Annotated in this window: 11 protein-coding genes; 5 read left to right on the forward strand and 6 right to left on the reverse strand. The window is 45.8% G+C overall.

Features of this window, described 5'->3' with window-relative positions; all coding sequences use genetic code 11:
• Positions 1-164: 164 nt before the first annotated feature.
• Positions 165-2570, reverse strand: a complete 2406-nt coding sequence (locus tag ACXAD8_RS20025) for a TonB-dependent receptor (RefSeq protein ID WP_475231796.1) — start codon at positions 2568-2570, stop codon at positions 165-167.
• Between the two features lie 193 nt (positions 2571-2763).
• On the opposite strand from ACXAD8_RS20025, the gene ACXAD8_RS20030 reads away from it, so the two are divergent.
• Positions 2764-2892: a GFA family protein gene (locus ACXAD8_RS20030; protein ID WP_475231798.1), complete on the forward strand. Its 129-nt coding sequence runs from the start codon at positions 2764-2766 to the stop codon at positions 2890-2892.
• A gap of 167 nt (positions 2893-3059) precedes the next feature.
• Here the strand turns inward: ACXAD8_RS20030 and ACXAD8_RS20035 are convergent, their stop codons facing one another.
• From ACXAD8_RS20035 to ACXAD8_RS20055, 5 genes are all read right to left on the reverse strand, one after another.
• Positions 3060-6707, reverse strand: a complete 3648-nt coding sequence (locus tag ACXAD8_RS20035; protein WP_475231800.1) for a two-component regulator propeller domain-containing protein — start codon at positions 6705-6707, stop codon at positions 3060-3062.
• A gap of 96 nt (positions 6708-6803) precedes the next feature.
• The gene (locus ACXAD8_RS20040) at positions 6804-7511 is read right to left on the reverse strand and encodes a response regulator transcription factor (RefSeq protein WP_475231801.1); all 708 of its coding nucleotides are present in this window, start codon (positions 7509-7511) and stop codon (positions 6804-6806) included.
• Between the two features lie 192 nt (positions 7512-7703).
• On the reverse strand, positions 7704-9233 hold the full coding sequence (gene ppx / locus ACXAD8_RS20045; protein ID WP_475231803.1) for an exopolyphosphatase: 1530 nt from the start codon (positions 9231-9233) through the stop codon (positions 7704-7706).
• Positions 9234-9285: 52 nt separating this feature from the next.
• Positions 9286-11403 (reverse strand): polyphosphate kinase 1, encoded by a 2118-nt coding sequence (gene ppk1, locus ACXAD8_RS20050; protein WP_475231805.1) that lies wholly within the window; start codon positions 11401-11403, stop codon positions 9286-9288.
• A gap of 123 nt (positions 11404-11526) precedes the next feature.
• Positions 11527-12027, reverse strand: coding sequence for a glycine cleavage system transcriptional repressor (locus ACXAD8_RS20055; RefSeq protein ID WP_475231807.1), 501 nt, complete (start codon positions 12025-12027; stop codon positions 11527-11529).
• 242 nt (positions 12028-12269) lie between these two features.
• Between ACXAD8_RS20055 and ACXAD8_RS20060 the strand changes: the two genes are divergently transcribed.
• The 4 genes from ACXAD8_RS20060 to pstB are packed head-to-tail and all read left to right on the forward strand — an operon-like array spanning position 12270 to position 16786.
• A complete protein-coding gene (locus ACXAD8_RS20060) occupies positions 12270-14417 on the forward strand; it encodes an ABC transporter permease subunit (protein ID WP_475231809.1) in 2148 nt (715 codons plus the stop codon).
• Positions 14414-14833 (forward strand): hypothetical protein, encoded by a 420-nt coding sequence (locus ACXAD8_RS20065; protein WP_475231810.1) that lies wholly within the window; start codon positions 14414-14416, stop codon positions 14831-14833. Before ACXAD8_RS20060 ends, ACXAD8_RS20065 begins: the two co-directional genes overlap by 4 nt.
• A gap of 40 nt (positions 14834-14873) precedes the next feature.
• Entirely contained in the window at positions 14874-15974 is a 1101-nt protein-coding gene (gene pstA, locus ACXAD8_RS20070; protein WP_475231811.1) for a phosphate ABC transporter permease PstA, read from the forward strand.
• Positions 15974-16786, forward strand: coding sequence for a phosphate ABC transporter ATP-binding protein PstB (gene pstB / locus ACXAD8_RS20075; protein ID WP_475231813.1), 813 nt, complete (start codon positions 15974-15976; stop codon positions 16784-16786). The genes pstA and pstB overlap by 1 nt, the downstream gene beginning before the upstream one ends.
• Positions 16787-16788 lie beyond the last annotated feature (2 nt).

Here is a 16788-nt window from a genome sequence, read left to right on the forward strand (position 1 = left end):
CCGCTTCCTGTTGACGTCTCTTCATCATTGGCCGTTGCGGAAGCTATTTGTCCTTGTGCTATCAGAAGACACATAAGTGCAGGTAAGGAAAACCTGCTTCTGAATTTAGACGGTCTTTTCATTTTTATATCCATAACCAGAGTTGAGTAAAAAAATATTATAGTTTAAATTTTGTACTCTGCCCGTAAAAGCCAATGTCTGGGGCTATTCAGCAGTGCAGATACAGCGGCATTGCCATCTTGCCCAAGTTGCCCTGTGGTTAGCTCATCGGTCAGATTATTTAGGTATAAAGCTACCTGCCATGGCTCATTATCCCTGTTTAGCACCAGACTAAGGTTTAATTTGTGAAAGGCTGGTTGCTGGCGCAGCGGATCCGCGTGAGGCGAAGTAAAGTATTTATCAGAATAAAACCAGTTTAATGAGCTGGTTAGTTGGTAGTTTTTATTTATTTTTTGTACGTTTGTTAAGGTAGTAGACAGGCTAAAGTCGGGCGCAAAAGGCATTGTTGCCCCGCTTAGATCCTGGAAACAGCCTTGCTGGCGTTGCGCGCCAAACAGCTCTGCAACATCGGTATTGGATACTACACTCTGTAGTCGCGTGCAATCTGCTCCGGGGTAGCGGGAAAACTCAGCGTCCAACCAACTGCCCGTAGCATTGATTTGCCATGAGGGCGTTATACGCCAGGACATATCCAGCTCTACTCCCTGAGAGCGCGCTTGTGCAACGTTTCGTATCAGGGCTCCGCCAATAAAGCCACCTTCCCCCATGTTGGAGTTTTGTTGCAGATTTCGATAGTTGCTGTGAAATAGTACCAGGGAGACAGTCATACTTTGCTGCCACAATTGCTGGCGCAAGCCCAGTTCATGACTAAAAGCTTGCTCTTCATCGTAGCGCAATTCGGATTCTGACAGGTTATTGAGACGGAAGTTAAAACCGCCACCTTTTGCTCCCTTTTGCCATTTGTACCAAAAATACTGAGTTGTCTCTGGTGTCCATGCCACGGTTAAAGACGGCAGCAATGCGTTGAAATCGTATCTTTGGTCCTGAAAGTCACTGACATTTTTGGTTTTGAACTGACTGTAGTTGCCGGGATCAGCAGATATATCTTGCAGCAGCGTTTCGGTAAATAACAAGCCATTAGCTTCGTTTTGAAATTGCGCCCGGTACAGGTTGCTCAGTCCACTAAAATGTTTGTGGGTATCGTCCCAGCGCAATCCTGGCGTTAAAGTAAACGCATCTGTGGCCTGCCACTGCAATGAGCCGTAAACAGACAATCTTCGTTCTTTCTGCCATGCCTGAGCATGGTTAAGTTGCTCATTATTCTGGCGGCGGGCATCAAGATCAGAAGTACTGTAATACACTTTGTTGTCGTGCCAATACAGTCCTGCATGCCAACTAAACTGTTCTGCAAATTGACCATTGAGGCGCAATTCCTGAGCGTGTTGTTGTACCTGGTCTTCGGACCAATATAACCTTTTAAAATTGGCTCCGTGACTGAGATCGTTACCAGAAAAGCCAAACTCTGTGTCATAGAGGGAAGAAATCAGTTTAGCGTTGAACAAATCACCTTGCCAGTGGCTGCTGAGCACGGTCACCTGATGCTGTAACTCCGCTTGGTTGTAAGGGGAGCTGGGAGAGCGGTCATCATAGTCGTTATCAATAAACTCATCGCGACAGGTGTACGGCACCCGAAGCGGATTGCTTTGCTGTGAACCGGTAGATTCCCAAAAGCTTTGTAATTGTGCCTGACTGGATAAGCCCAGGCCGTAAAGGTTATCACAACCACCGGGTTGCCAGGCGTAGGGGTTGTCTTGTTGTTGATGTTGACCTTCAAGTTTGAGGGTAAAGTACAGGTTTTGTTGTGGCTGCCAGAGCAAGGAGATTCTGCCGGCGCGTTGCTCTGAGTCACTGTCGGCAACTGTTTCACCATCGTTGTCGAGCATATCCCAGTAACCGTCGCTGTCCTGCAGTTTTATCGCGGTACGTACCGCCCATTGCTCATTGAAGTTGATGTTTCTGGCGAAATCCATCCCCCAGGTCTGATGTTCACCAGCGATAAAAGCGAGATACCCGTCGTTCTCGTCCAGCGAGGCTCCTCGGCTGTTCAAGGCAATAACGCCACCAGTGGTATTGACGCCAAAATGTAAACTTTGTGGGCCTTTAAAAATCTCCAGGTTTTCGCTGTCGAATAAGCTGTTTTTAATAATTCGGGAACGACCGTGATAGACATCATCCAGGTAAACGGCCACAGTCTGGTCCATACCGGCATTGCCCTGAGAGCCAATGCCACGAATAAACAGTTTTGCTGAGCCGGAATTTGGGGCGGCGAATACCGCGGGCAAACGTTCGCTCGCTTGCTCAATCGTGGGTTGCGCCAAAGCAGCAAGTTGTTCCGCCGTTAACCAAGAAACAGAAACCGGCACCTGTTGTAGTGGTTGTTTGTGTCTTTGAGCTGAAACCTCAATGACTTCCAATGATTCGTTTGCCGTTGAGGGGATACTGAGCAAAACAAGTAATAACCCGAGCCATTGGTAATCTGATGTGGAACGACGCAATATCGTTGAGGACATGTTTTGACATCCATTTCGCTGTGATAAGGCCAGTTTAGTCAATGGCAAAAAATATTCCACAAGCAATGAGTGTTTAAACTTCATTTAATTTAGCACTGACCTGAGACGTTACAGGGAAATTCAGGTTGAAGTCGGAGATGTAACACGCTCTCGTGTTTGGGGCTCGAAACTGAAGGTTTTAACGGAGAGACAGATGAATCAATTAGCAGGAAGCTGCAACTGTGGTGATATCCAATATCAAATTGCAGGTTCTGTATTAAAGGTATTGAATTGCCACTGCAACTTATGTCGTAAAATGAATGGGGCTGCGTTTTCTACCTAAGTAATCCCAATTTCGCAGGGCTCTCTATTTTGCACCTGGGTTCTTTAGACACAGCCCTCGATAGAGAGCCGGAAGTGAATATCTATTGTGACTCAAAACTGGCGTGGTTAGACGCGGTTAGTGATATTCCACAGATGAGCGAAGGGCTTACTTAAAAGCTGCCTGCGTTAAGACTCAATGGGGATGCGCAGTTCAAACTTAGCGCCCTGCAGAAAGCCTTTCACCAGCGGGCCTGCGGAAATTTGACCATGGTGGAATTCTGCAATCAATCTGGCCACATACAGGCCCATACCAAAGTTTCCTTTGCGGGCGTCGGCTTTGGATGAGGTGAACAGATTGAACATGTCCTCAACATTTTCTGGCAGTGGGTCACCGATATTGGAAACGGATATCACACAGTTACTATCCAATAGTTCTACTCTGACCTCGATATCTGTATCCGTCTGATAGTGCTCTATCGCATTGTTAACCAGTTTATCCAGGCATTGTATGATCAAGGCTTCATTGCCATGGATAAATACAAACGGGGTGATATGTCCCACTACAGATGCCTCTGGATAGATGGCCTCGTAATCTTCCAGTCGTTCAGTAATCACCTGACTTACATCAAATTCGGTTGAGGTGGTTTGCATGATTGAGGCTTCCAGTGAGGTGGTTTCGCTCACGGCCTTCATGATACTGCGCATTTCTTTGTGGCTTTTTTCTGCCCGGTCCACGTACTTGTGTAAGTCGTCGTCTTTAATTTTGCGGTTCAGCATATTCAGAGAGGTTTGCGCGCCTAAAATGGAGTTTTTCATTTCGTGATTGAGGTAATGGGTGATATTTTCCAGCCAGGTAATGCGCTTTTCGTGGGTTTGTTTTTGCTCCTGATAAAAGCGGGCGTTTTTCAAAGCCACGGCAGTATAGGCGGCGATGGTTCGCAAAAACTGGCGTTCATATTCGCCATAGGCATTCTCGTGACGACTGCGTACAAATATAACACCAGTGGCGATACCGTTGATCTGCAATGGTAAACAAGCGCAAGATTGATAGTCCTTCATAGGGGACAGATTCAGACCATTTTCTAGTGCTTTTACCTTGTCTTTTGCGCTGTTAATAACCAGTTCCTTGTTGTCTTTAAAACACTGCACACAGATATTGGGTTGCTCAGCAAGGCTAATGGCGTGGCGGCTCAGAGATTCAAAATTGCTGATCACCAGGTCAAAATTTAAAGCGTTCTTTTCTTCGTTTACCAGGCCCAACATAAAATCGTGTTCGGTCAGAATGGATTTCAGGTGTTTTTGCAGGTTGTAGAATATTTCCTGGAAATTCAGAGAGCGGGTGATTTCCATGCCTATGTCGCCCAGCAAGGCCATATTTCGGGTGCGCACTTCCACCAGTTTATTGAGTTTTTGTTCGTTGTGGCGTATCTGGTTTATGCGCGTGCGATAGCCTATGGTCAGTAAACTGATGAAGCCGAACACACTGGCAACCTGTACCCACAATCTGGACCAAAATGGCGGTATGATTTCCAGTACAACCTTGGCGCTATTGTGTTTGAGGTAGTGAGTGGGTGAGTCGGTTACTTCAAAGACATAGCTGCCCGGTAACAGGTTGGTGTAGTTAGCAATGCGTGATACATCGCTGGCGTACCATTTGTCATCGAATCCGTCCAGGCGGAAATACAATTCGTGTGTGGCTGCCGGGCGATGATCGATTTTGCCAAACTGAAACTTAATATTGCGCTCATCGCTTTGCAATATCAGGTTTAGGTAGTCATCTCCGGTCGCCGGGTAGGCTTGCTTTTCCTGGTTAATCCAAAGGTTGGTGATCACGATGTTTTCATTTTTAACACTCTGCCAATCAACTTTCTCTTCGATATAGTTGATACCATTGGAGCTACCGAAACACATCATGTCTTCAGTACAATTCAAGATGGAGCGCAAATTCATAGAGGGGCTATTTAGTCCATCAATTCTGCCATAGCTATGCATTTCGTAACCATCGGCACTAATCCGGGTGATGCCTGTGCCAGTGGATACCCAAAGGTTGCCAGGCCAGTCTGAAGCGATAGCCCGTATTTCGTCATTTGCTAAGCCATCACTTATGGTTAAACGCTGGGTTACACCGTTGTCTTGATTAATTTTCAGCAGGCCAGAGTAAGTACCAACATAAATGTAGCCACTGCGGTGGCTGTGCAGGCTGGTGGCGATATAGTTGGCATTTTCATCCTGGGCATTAAAACGCAACGGCAGTCGCGTAAAAAAGTCATCTTCCGGACGCTTGTAGAGTACTTCACTGTTGCCGGTAATTAACCAAAGCTTGCCGTCTGCGGCTTCGGTTAATTGCGCGATATTGTTGTCCGGTAACTTATAAGGCAGGGGAGCGCCGGTATGAAAATGGGTTGAGACTCCCTCCGGTGTTACCATTAACACGCCCTGGTGGGCGGAGTTTACCCATAAGTTATCTTTAGAATCTACATAGAGCCGGATGTGATTTAGTTGGTTGATGCCCAGTCGTTCGTTAAAGGAAATCAACTCCTCAGACAAGGTGTCATAACGGTACAGGCGGTTTACAGTGCCAATCCAAAGCCAGTTTTTATCCTGGCTAAAGGCCACCGACAGGGTGAGTCCGTTGATGGCGTTTGCAAGTACCTCGGGCAACGGTAGCGTGCTTCTGGTGTTTAAATCAAAGCGCAATATACCATCGTTGGTTCCGGCCCAGACCTGGCCTTCGCCATCTCTGGCCATTTCCCAAATTTGCAGTTTGTTTTGCTCCGGGTAATGTAGATTTTTTATCTGCTGTACCGGCTTAGGGCGCAAATTGAGTTTATAGATGCCCGAGTAACGAGTGGCCAGTAACAACACGTCTCTCGGTGTCACCCAGATATCCCGAATGTCTTTTTGCGCTAAGAAACTATATTGGCCATCTTCAAAACTAAAAAACTTATCCTGGGGCAGGGAGTAGTAAAAAATACCGGAAAATGTACCTATCCAAAGCCCGGAATCGTTGTGGGCGACAATGCGGTTAACAGAGATAATGTCTCTGCCTGGGGGCATCAATTTTTCAATCTTGTTGTTGTTTAAGTCCATTTTAAACAAGCCTAAATTAGTACCAAACCACAGGGTTTCGTCTTTGATGAGCAAAGTACGGATCAGTTTGTCTGCCACCGATAAGTCATTGCTATTAAAATAGCTTTCAAAGCTTTTTGTTGTGGGATTGAACTTGTTTAAACCGTTGGAAGTCGCAATCCAGATATTGCCATCGTTGTCTTCGGACAGGCTCCAGATTCGATTGTGGTTGAGACCACTTTTCCCGTCTTTACTTTGCCAGGTTTGCAACGTCTGGGTTTCAGGGATGATGCGAAACAGACCGTTGTCAAAGGTACCTATCCAAATGCTGTTGTCCTTGGCCTGGTAGACAGATTGAATTCGTTCACTGGCCAGCGCCTCTCCTAGCCAGCTAAAATCTTTGAGTTGTGTACGGTTGTGATTAATAACCTTAATGCCTTTACCCCAGGTGCCCACCCAGAGATCATCTTGTTTATCCAGGTAAATATTACCTGGACTCATCGTAGAAAGTTCTGGCAAGGCAGGATGACTAAAGGTCTGAGCCGAATAACCGTCCAATATGCCCAGTCCGGACGGGGTGCCCATCCAAATAAATCCCAGATCATCTTGTTGTAGTGAAAAAACGGTGTTGGAAGGTAAACCCTGAGCGATGGTGATTTGTTCTGTTTCTGAAAATACCAAAGGCTCAGACAATGGGTTGCCAGCCCCATGAAGAGATGAAATCAGCAGTAACCACAGGCTTAGAACGAAAAATATTGCTTTCATGTTACCGGGCACCCATCAGGAAAACCAATAAACAGCCATTGTAAGCTGCGCTATCTTGAGCCTTAGCTTCCATCTGAGTACTAAATCTGATTCGACTCAGTGGCTCTTTTCAAGCCATTGATAACCTACGCCTCTTACGGTGCGAATGTTGTCGAATTCGGCATCCACCTTTTTAAAGCTGCTGCGAATGGATTTGACATGAGCCACAATGGTATTGGGTTCCACGACAATATTAGCGGCTTTCATCAGCGCATTATGTGAACATAGTTGACCTGCGCCTTTTTGCAACTCATCTAATATCCAGAATTGAGTCAGGCTTAAGTCAAGCAAAGTGCCTTGCCACCATGCCTGATAGGTATTGTGATCCAGTACCAATTCTTTTGCTGACTCAGTTGCCGCTGGTGGTGTGTCGCTTGCTGAAGCGCTTTGCAACGCCTGAATGCGGCGCATCAGGGTTTCAATACGCACTATAACGTAGTCTACGTCAGCATCTTTGGTAATATAATCATCAGCGCCTAAGCGCAAACCGGAAATTTTTTCGTAGTCTTTGTCATGAGAGGTCAAAAAGATGATGGGGACCGTGTCATTGAACTTGCGGATCTCCAGACAGAGTTGCAATCCGGCGTCTCTCTGGTGACCGAGGCCAATATCCAGCAGCAGTAAATCCGGCATCTCAGTTTTAAATGCAGCCAGGGAACTCTCTGCATCAGCGAAGGCGGTAACCTGAAATCCGGCTTCCATGAAGCATTCCGCGTAGTTTTCACGGATAGCATCATTGTCTTCTACATATCCAATTGTTTTCAAGCACTTATCTCCGGTGAGTTGCAATTAAGGGGATAGAGGTTGTGCATTCCTTTGGCACAGAAAAATGGTTCCATCATGGGTAAACCTTGGCCTTCTGCAAGTTTCGTGCTTTATGGCAATAATTTCAAACCCGTCAGAAGCAAGAATTATGATGAATTATGAACTCTCTGACTCAACAATTTATAGCCTTAATTAACAAAAGTTCAGCTTTATCCCCAGTGCATCTTGCCTGTTCGCTTCAACTTCAAGGTCGGCAACGATGAGGGGCTTGTTCTCTAACCAGCCATCAGCAAATGCTAAGCACAATCCATCCTTGCTGATGCTGGCAGTAATCTCAGGTAGCAGGTTATCCTGGCGTTTGATATTCAGCAGCGCAGCGATGCGTAACAGACTGATCAGGCGCAACACCTGATGTTTCTCGAATTGTTCAAATAGCGGAATGCTATCAACACTGAATTTTTTGCGATGGCAGGCCACCAAGGTGGACAACAGGGTTTGTTGTTCCTGGTTGAACCCAGGTAAATCAGCGTGAGTCAGTATATAAGCCGAATGATGCTGCACGCGTCTGGAGTTTATTTGTAAACCTACTTCGTGTAGCAAGGCGGACCAGCCTAAAATATTTTGCAGTTCCGGATCGTCCAGTTGCCACTCTTCTTTTACCTGTTGCAACAAGTTGGAAGTGGTATGCAGTACGCGACGAGCCTGATTGGTATCGACATCGTAGCGAGTGGCAATGCTTTCGGCGGTGCGTTGTCGGATATCATGGTGTAACAACCGATCTTCCATTTCATACAACACCCCTTCTCTGAGCGCTGCGCTGGAGTATTCCATCTCATTAATATCAAGGCTTTCAAACACCGCTTTTAACACAGCGAGGCCCGCTGCAAATACCGGAACTCTGTCCTCAGTAATAGCACTAAAACCCAATTTACTGTCTTTACCTACATCACAACAATGCTTAATCAATTGTTTCAGGTTGTCGTGAGTGATCTTTCCTGCTTCTGGTTTACCTTCCAGTTCGGCGCAGACATTAGCTAATGTTTTAATAGTGCCAGAGGTGCCAATGCAAATATCCCAACCCATAGCGCGGTATTTGTCACTGATCAGTTCCAACTCCTGATGGGCAGCGGTAATGGCTTTTTGAAAGGCTTTTTCTTTTAATTCGCCTTCGGGGAAATAGCGCTGTGTAAAGTTAACACAGCCCATGCTCAAGCTGCGCATCAGCAAAGGATCGAATCCCTCACCCACGATAAACTCAGTGGAACCACCGCCAATATCTACCACCAGGCGACTGCCGCTTGATGAACTGGTATGGGCAACTCCCTGATAAATCAGGCGAGCTTCTTCCACGCCAGAGATCACCTCAACCGGATAGGGAAGAACTTTGCGCGCTGCACTGATGAATTCACCGCTGTTAATCGCTTTACGCAAGGTGTACGTTGCCACGATGCGTACTTTTTCGGGTTTAAACCCCAGCATACTCTCTTTGCATTCTTCCAGTGCCGCGAGACCACGAGCTATGGCTTCTTTGCTGAGCATGCCTTCGTCATCCAGGCCATCTGCCAGTCGCACTTTTTGTTTGACTCTGTGCAGTATCTGCAAACTGCCCGCCATGATTCTGGCTACCACCAGGTGAAAGCTGTTGGAGCCTATGTCTAAAGCGGCTACCTGGGTTACTTCGCGGCTGTCTACACCGTCGAGTGCGTCTTCAAGATCTGTCATACTGTGTTCCGAAGGTATCTGCTATTGAGCCCAATGGGAACTCAACATCACCTTACCCAATGTCCTGGGGTTTTTCTGGTATCTCGTCATCCGAGGTATCGACAATATCTTCAAGACTGGTCAGATATTTATAGGTCTCCACCTGAGAGCGAATTTTCTTTCTGTTTCCGCGGGCAACATAGGTGTTTTTCTGCTCTGCGTCAATCACTCGTGCCTTGGTGGTGTCCTTAAATTGAATGTCCATAATGTCAATGATGCGCTTTTTAAGGCGTGGATCATGGATGGGGCAACCTACCTCTATTCGGTTGTCCATGTTGCGGGCCATCCAGTCGGCAGAAGAAATATAGACCTTGGGCTCTCCGTCATTTTCAAATACTACGACTCTGGGGTGTTCTAAAAACCGGTCCACTATCGAGATGATGGAAATGTTTTCGCTAATACCTTTGATGCCGGGAATTAGTGAACACATACCACGCACAATACCGCGAATTTTTACGCCAGCCTGACTGGCGCGATAAAGGTCGTCGATAAGTTCAACATCCACCAGATTGTTCACCTTTACATCAATACGGGCCTTTTTGCCTTGTGTAGCATTGGCGATTTCGGAGCGGATTAACTTTTGCAGATTGGTCCGGTTATTAATCGGAGAAACCTGCAGGTGATTATACTTGAAACTCCGGTAAGGGTACTGAATCAAATCAAAGACACTAACCGCTTCAGTGGCAATCTCCTGGTTGCGTGTGAAAAAGCTGAAGTCGGTATAAATTTTAGCGGTTTTCTCGTTGAAATTTCCGGTGCCTATATGGGCGTAATGTACCAATTCACCCTTTTCTTCACGGGTTACAACGCACAATTTAGAGTGGATTTTCAGCGTGGGAATACCCAGCAGAACGCGAATTCCGGCATCCGTCATGCGCTTCGACCATTCGATATTCGCTTCTTCATCAAACCTGGCCTTTAATTCCATTACTACGGTGACGTTTTTGCCGTTATCAACAGCATCGATTAATGAATTGATGATCCGGGATTTACTGGCCAGCCGATACAAGTTCATCCGAATGTGTTTTACGCTGGGGTCAAAGGCGGCCTGACGCACAAACTCGGTTAAATGCAGGAAGCGGTGATATGGGTAATATAGCAAAATGTCGTTAGCTGAAATGGCTTCAAATACCGTATCGTGCGTGGAAAAATCTTGCGTGTGAATAGCGGGAAGTTCTGGGTTTTCAAGGTATTCCCGGCCGACATTGGGGAAGCCAATAAAGTCCCTGAAATTGCGATAAGCGCCGCTGGCTATTACGCTGTCTAGTGATGACATGCCGAGTTTCTTTTTAATGAACTCCAACATGTCTTCCGGCATATTCTCATCGTAGGTGAAACGCACTGGCTCAGCGATTAGTCTTTGTTTCATGCCCTCTGACATCTTTTCCATATAACTCTCATCAATTTCATCATTGATTTCGTATTCTGAGTCACGGGTCATCTTGAACGAGTAGGCTTGCAGCACGTCAAATTCCACGAAGCCCTTAAATATGCGCTCCAGGTTTAATTTGATAATGTCATCCAGCAGTATAATGTGCTTTTTCTTTTTAGACTTTTCTGGCGGAATAAGCACAAAGCGAGATAAGTCCGTGGGCACTTCAATAATGGCGTAGCGGTTGGCTTTGTCATGGCGCTGAATTTGTACCACCAGATAATTTCCCGAGTCATTCAGCCGTTCTACCAGGTTAACCTTGCGATGCACCAGAATGGGCGCAATGTGACGCAACACTTTGTTTTTGAAGAAGCCCTCTAACCAGTTCTTCTGAAATTCGGTCACCTCAGTGTTATCGATCACCAGGATGTTATAGCGGATCAGGGTTTTTTCTACATCTTTAAAAACTTTGTCAAAGTCTTTGGTGAGGCCCAGGATCTTTTTATGGATTTTTTCCAGTAACTCCTTGGTTTCTTTTTCTTTTTGTTCGTCTTTGTTATTGCTGTATATGGTCAACTGACGTCTGACTTCCGCTACCCTTACCCGGAAAAACTCATCCATATTGTTGGAGTAAATACCCAGAAATCGAATGCGTTCGACAACCGGATTGGTTTTGTCAGCGGCTTCTTGCAATACGCGCTCGTTAAAAGACAACCAACTTAATTCTTTAGGGTAATAGAGGCTCAGATTTTGGGACATGTGTGTTTCAGTGACAACCAGTATAAAATTTGTGATCTATGATCTTGTAGTATGGTGACGATTTTATTACAAATCGCCACGAATCTCAGAGTAATACTCTTAAAGTTCTTATAAATCAGAGAACTAAAGCTTTATCTCGACCATAAGATCATCCGATAAGTCCTCTAGAGCAGTGCGCAATTCTTCGGTTTTAACTTCCGGAGGAAGGGCAACCTCAGCGGTGGCTTTAAACATCAGGCTTCCCCAGTTAGGTGCACTGACGCATTCAGACTCAAATTCAACGATGTTGAGGTTAAAGCGATTTAGTACATTGGTCAGTTCCTTAACTATACCCTGACGGTCATTGGCTTCAATTTCGATAGTTGCATTCTTAAGGTCAGACTTTTGGGCACTGATCCCCTGGCTCAACGTGATCTTCAGGTCTGGGTGATTTTGCAGTGTTTCTAATAAAGCCGCTTCGTTTTCTTCGGGAATTTGAATTTCCGCAAATCCCGCAAAATGACCCGCCATGTGGGCAAAACTACTGGCCTGCCAGTTACCTTTAGCGTTGGCAATAGCTTTGGCTATGGAATCAATTAATCCGGGCTTGTCGTTGCCTACCAGCGTGATAACAATAGACTTCATATATTTCTCACTTTTTCCTTTTGTCTTAGTGTAACTATACGACACAAGCGACGTTCGGCAAGCCCATTTATGGTGCTATTTTGATCTCGATTAAATTGTCATTATTTTTTCAAAAAAGTGTGCTACCTTTTCGAGGTTTATCCAGTGCATACTTGTATATTAATGTACGCACTTAGTCTTGTTGGCGATTGTTCGGCAACCTGCATTAATTTTTCATTGCGAAGCTAATAAGTACCAGAACCTTGGCCAAAGATCAGTTACAACGACTGCAAAAACACAGAGTCCGCATTGACCGCAGAGTGACTACCGCTGTTACCTTCGGAGGCTGGTTGGTACTGGTGACCTTGTTGCTGTTAGTGTGGCATCTTTTTTCCGTTACCCGGCCTTTATTGAGTGCCCCTAAACTGGTGTTACAGTACGAGCTGACCGTACCGCAGGGCGAGTACCTGATAAGTGGACAGGCTACCTATAACGCCGATTACTTCTATCTCAATAGCGAAAATAAATGCCGTTTTAAGTTGCTCAAACGCGATGAAAACAATGTCTTAGAAAGTTGGCCATTGCGCGGAGGACGTGACTGGGCTGGTGGCCAGACTAATACCGCTTGTTATCGTTCCCAGTGGCAGAGTTTTCACGGTGAAAATTACCTGTTTGAAGTTAACCACAACAATTTGCTGCGGGCCTGGCAAGTGAATACGGCAGCTATCAGTGAAAAAGAGCTGGTATTCAGCGTTCGTCTCCCCGGCAGTATACAGCCTTCTACTGAACAGCGCTGGCAAGCTCACATTACAGAGAAAGAAGCATCTATACTGATTAAAGATATTCTGGGGTATTGGCATTTTTTAAAGTTTGATCGAACAACTCGTGAGCTGGTGTCGCAGGTTCGAAATTTGACCCTTCCAGGGGAGAATGCGATAAGAATCGACAATCACAACTTAAATCTCCTCTATTCCGGACAATACCTACTGTTATTGAATCCGAAACAGTCAACTTCACAGGTGCAGTTTTTCAGAAGTGCAGAACAAGCCGAAATTGCTGCTGCGGTGAGTCTTTCTACAGAGCGTTCGGTTCTCTTAGTTGATAAACAACTTCGGGCTGAAAAATGGTCACTTCTGAACAATAATGGCGTCATGAGTCTGGAAATGCTGTATGCCTTCCAGCTGCCCGGAGAGCAACTAAAACAGATTGCGCATATCTCGGGTGACCTGGTGTTAGTAGTGGTTGATGACCAGCAGTTGTTTGTAAACGCCACAACCGGTGAAGTGACTGGTGAGGTTTCTGTTTTGCCTGCTTTTGATAAATTGATGGTCGAGGCCACCGACGTTTGGTTGCAATCGGGTCAATCACTACAGCGTTGGCGCGTTGAAAATCCTGATTCAGTGGTGTCCCTAAAAAGTTTATGGGGCGAGTTATGGTATGACGGTTATCCGGAACCGGACTACGTTTGGCAAACTTCTTCTGCCAGTGACCAATGGCAGGCAAAATATAGCTTAGTGCCTTTGATTATGGGCAGTGTTAAAGCTGCTTTTTTAGCCATTGTCGTAGCTATTCCATTAGCGATTGGCAGTGCCATTTATTCCGCTTATTACGCAGGACCGAAGTTACGTCGTTACATCAAGCCTTATGTCGAAGCATTGGAAGCTGTACCATCGGTAGTGATTGGCTTTTTAGCGGCAATCTGGTTATTACCCGTGTCTGAAAACTACTTATTAGCGGTGTTTTTATTTTTAGTGCTGAGCCCTGTATTTTTATTCCTTTTCGTCTGGATAAACGAATCTAACCGTCATCGCAATATCCACGGATGGGAGTTGGGTTTTTTTACTGTCTTGATAGTGGCATTTCTTTTGGTGTTTAAGCCATTACTGATTGATAATCCCGATTGGTCGCAATGGATTTGGCATTCAGAATCAGTTGCTGTTCTCAGTACTGATTTAAAAAACACTTTCGTTCTTGCGGTGGCCATGGGAATAGCCATTATTCCAACCGTTTTTACCATCGCGGAAGATGCCATTTATCAGGTACCTCGCAGTCTTTCCAAAGCCTCTTTCGCGATGGGAGCGTCACGCACTCAAACTTTACTGCGCATCGTGCTTAAAGTAGCTATGCCTGGTATTTTGTCGGCAATCATGTTGGGCTTTGCGCGCGCAATGGGGGAAACCATGATTGTATTGATGGTTAGCGGTAACACCCCTGTGGCTGACTGGAGCCTGCTGGAAAGTATGCGTACAATGACGGCCAACCTGGCAATTGAATTACCGGAAGCGCAACCGGGCTCAGTGCATTATCAGGTGTTGTTTTTGGTGGCTTTACTGCTGTTTGTCTTTACATTCATTTTTAACACTTTTGCGGAGTTTTTGCGTATTCGTATCGGACATCGCTATAAACTATGAAAAGCCTTCAGATAGTTTTCCCTGCTTTAAAAGAGCAATGGCTAAAATTTGCTGCCAGTTTAGCGCTGGCTGTAGTGATATTTTCACTGTTGGGTGTACTCGTTTTGGTGATCAGCAATGGTCTGGCGTTTTTTTGGCCCAAAGCAATTCACACCATTGAATTCCATCAAGCAACAGGCCCATCTCAGATTATCTATGGTTACGTTTATGAAGAACGCAGCTCAGGGGTCGCTAAAGGGCGAACCTGGCTACATACGGAAACCTATGAACGGGCACGCAATCAGACGCAAATCGTTCTCACAGCAGAACAACTCTTGTCGCAACAATTATCCTCTGGGGTTGCCAGAATCGACCTGAATGATGGTCGCTTTATTTTGAGTCGCCCACAATATATCCGGGTGGGGGGAAAAAGTTGAGTTAACAAAGTTAAGCGAATTAACTGATGCTACGCAGGCTTTGGTTGAACAAAAAGTTGCGCTGGTAGAAGGTGAGTTGTTAAGCATCAATAAAGATATTGCCCGTTTACGCGGGCAGGGTGGACCAGAAAATTCTCCCGCAATGAACTCTCTCATTAAACGCTACACCAAGGTTCGCCAGGATATAGAGGCGTTGGATAGGGCATTGTCCAACTATGAAGTGGTTCTGCACACCGCTAAAGGCAATCCATTGCAGATACCATTACAGCACATTCGCCAGGTGTTTTACCCCAATGATATGACCATTTGGCAAAAGCTAATGGTATTCAAAGATAACCTCTTTTTGTTCCTGTCGGAGGATACTCGTGATGCCAATCAATCTGGTGGCGTGTTTCCTGCCATTTTTGGCACTGTATTGATGGTGCTACTCATGGCGGTATTTGTCTCGCCACTAGGTATTATGGCTGCGATTTACCTTACCGAATATGCACCTAATAATACTGTGGTGAGTATCATCCGTTTAGCAGTGAGCAATCTGGCAGCGGTACCTTCGGTGGTTTATGGCGTTTTTGGTTTAGGCTTTTTCGTTTACACATTGGGTGGCAGTCTGGATGAGTTGTTTTATGCCGATACCTTACCTAACCCGACGTTTGGTACTCCGGGGCTACTTTGGGCTTCACTAACCATGGCATTGCTGACTTTACCCGTAGTGATTGTGGCGACGGAAGAAGGGCTGCGGCGAGTGCCTGAGTCATTGCGTCACTCCAGCTATGCGTTGGGGGCCACCCGCTATGAGACCATCAGGCGCATCGTTTTACCGGTGGCAAGCTCCAGCCTGATGACCGGGATTATACTGGCAGTGGCAAGAGCTGCTGGGGAAGTTGCACCCATGTTGATGGTTGGAGCCGTGCGTTATGCCCCGGTATTGCCAATAGACGACCAATGGCCTTATTTGCATTTGGACCGACAGTTTATGCATTTGGGAGTATTGATATATGATGGCGCATTTCATGGTCAATCAACGCAGCACGGAGCGGGGATGATGTTTGCTGCCTGTATGTTACTGTTAACTGTAGTATTGATTCTAAATCTCATCGCCATTATGGTGCGTAACCGATTGCAAACTAAATATGGTCATTAATGGCAGGAGTTACTGAGCAAGTGCATACCGCTGGACGTTCAAAACAAGTTGTAACCGAACGAGCTGCTATCAGAGTGGAAGATTTGTCCTTGCGATTTGGTGAGAAAGTCGCTTTGCGCAATGTTTCACTAGAAATACCTGCTAACAGTATTACTGCCGTCATCGGTCCCAGTGGTTGTGGGAAATCTACCTTATTGGGCTGTTTTAATCGCTTAAATGATTTGAATCCCGAAGCTAAGGTAACCGGTAAGGTTTATATTAATGAACACAATATTTATCACCCGCGGCAAAACATACCAGCTTTAAGAACTCAGGTGGGCATGGTATTCCAACAACCTAATCCATTTCCTATCAGCATTTATGAAAATGTGGTCTATGGACTCCGGATAAAGGGGATCACTGATCGCCGTATATTGGATGATAATGTTGAGTCTGCTCTCATGCAGGCGGCTTTGTGGGATGAGGTTAAAGATATTTTATTCCAATCTGCGCTGAAATTATCCGGAGGACAACAACAACGACTGGTAATTGCCAGAGCTTTGGCCCTGCAGCCCGATATATTGATGTTGGATGAACCAACGTCGGCACTGGATCCAATCTCCACGCTAATGATCGAGGAATTGATCAATAAGTTGAAAGAGGAATGCACTATCATCGTGGTTACCCACAATCTGCAACAAGCCGCGAGAGTATCGGAGCAAACCGTTTTCTTAAACAAAGGCGAACTGATCGAATACTCCCTCACAGATCGCATGTTTACCATGCCTCTACAGAAACAGACAGAAGCCTTTATTACCGGTAGGTTTGGTTAATT

It is taken from the genome of Planctobacterium sp. AWH2_060, assembly GCF_056158425.1.

Bases quoted from the DNA above. Each gene is read 5' to 3' on its own strand.
- ACXAD8_RS20035 (WP_475231800.1), bottom strand. From the start codon at position 6,707: ATGAAAGCAATATTTTTCGTTCTAAGCCTGTGGTTACTGCTGATTTCA.
- pstB (WP_475231813.1), top strand. From the start codon at position 15,974: ATGGCAGGAGTTACTGAGCAAGTGCATACCGCTGGACGTTCAAAACAA.
- ACXAD8_RS20065 (WP_475231810.1), top strand. From the start codon at position 14,414: ATGAAAAGCCTTCAGATAGTTTTCCCTGCTTTAAAAGAGCAATGGCTA.
- ppx (WP_475231803.1), bottom strand. From the start codon at position 9,233: ATGACAGATCTTGAAGACGCACTCGACGGTGTAGACAGCCGCGAAGTA.
- ACXAD8_RS20030 (WP_475231798.1), top strand. From the start codon at position 2,764: ATGAATCAATTAGCAGGAAGCTGCAACTGTGGTGATATCCAATATCAA.
- ACXAD8_RS20055 (WP_475231807.1), bottom strand. From the start codon at position 12,027: ATGAAGTCTATTGTTATCACGCTGGTAGGCAACGACAAGCCCGGATTA.
- ppk1 (WP_475231805.1), bottom strand. From the start codon at position 11,403: ATGTCCCAAAATCTGAGCCTCTATTACCCTAAAGAATTAAGTTGGTTG.
- ACXAD8_RS20025 (WP_475231796.1), bottom strand. From the start codon at position 2,570: ATGTCCTCAACGATATTGCGTCGTTCCACATCAGATTACCAATGGCTC.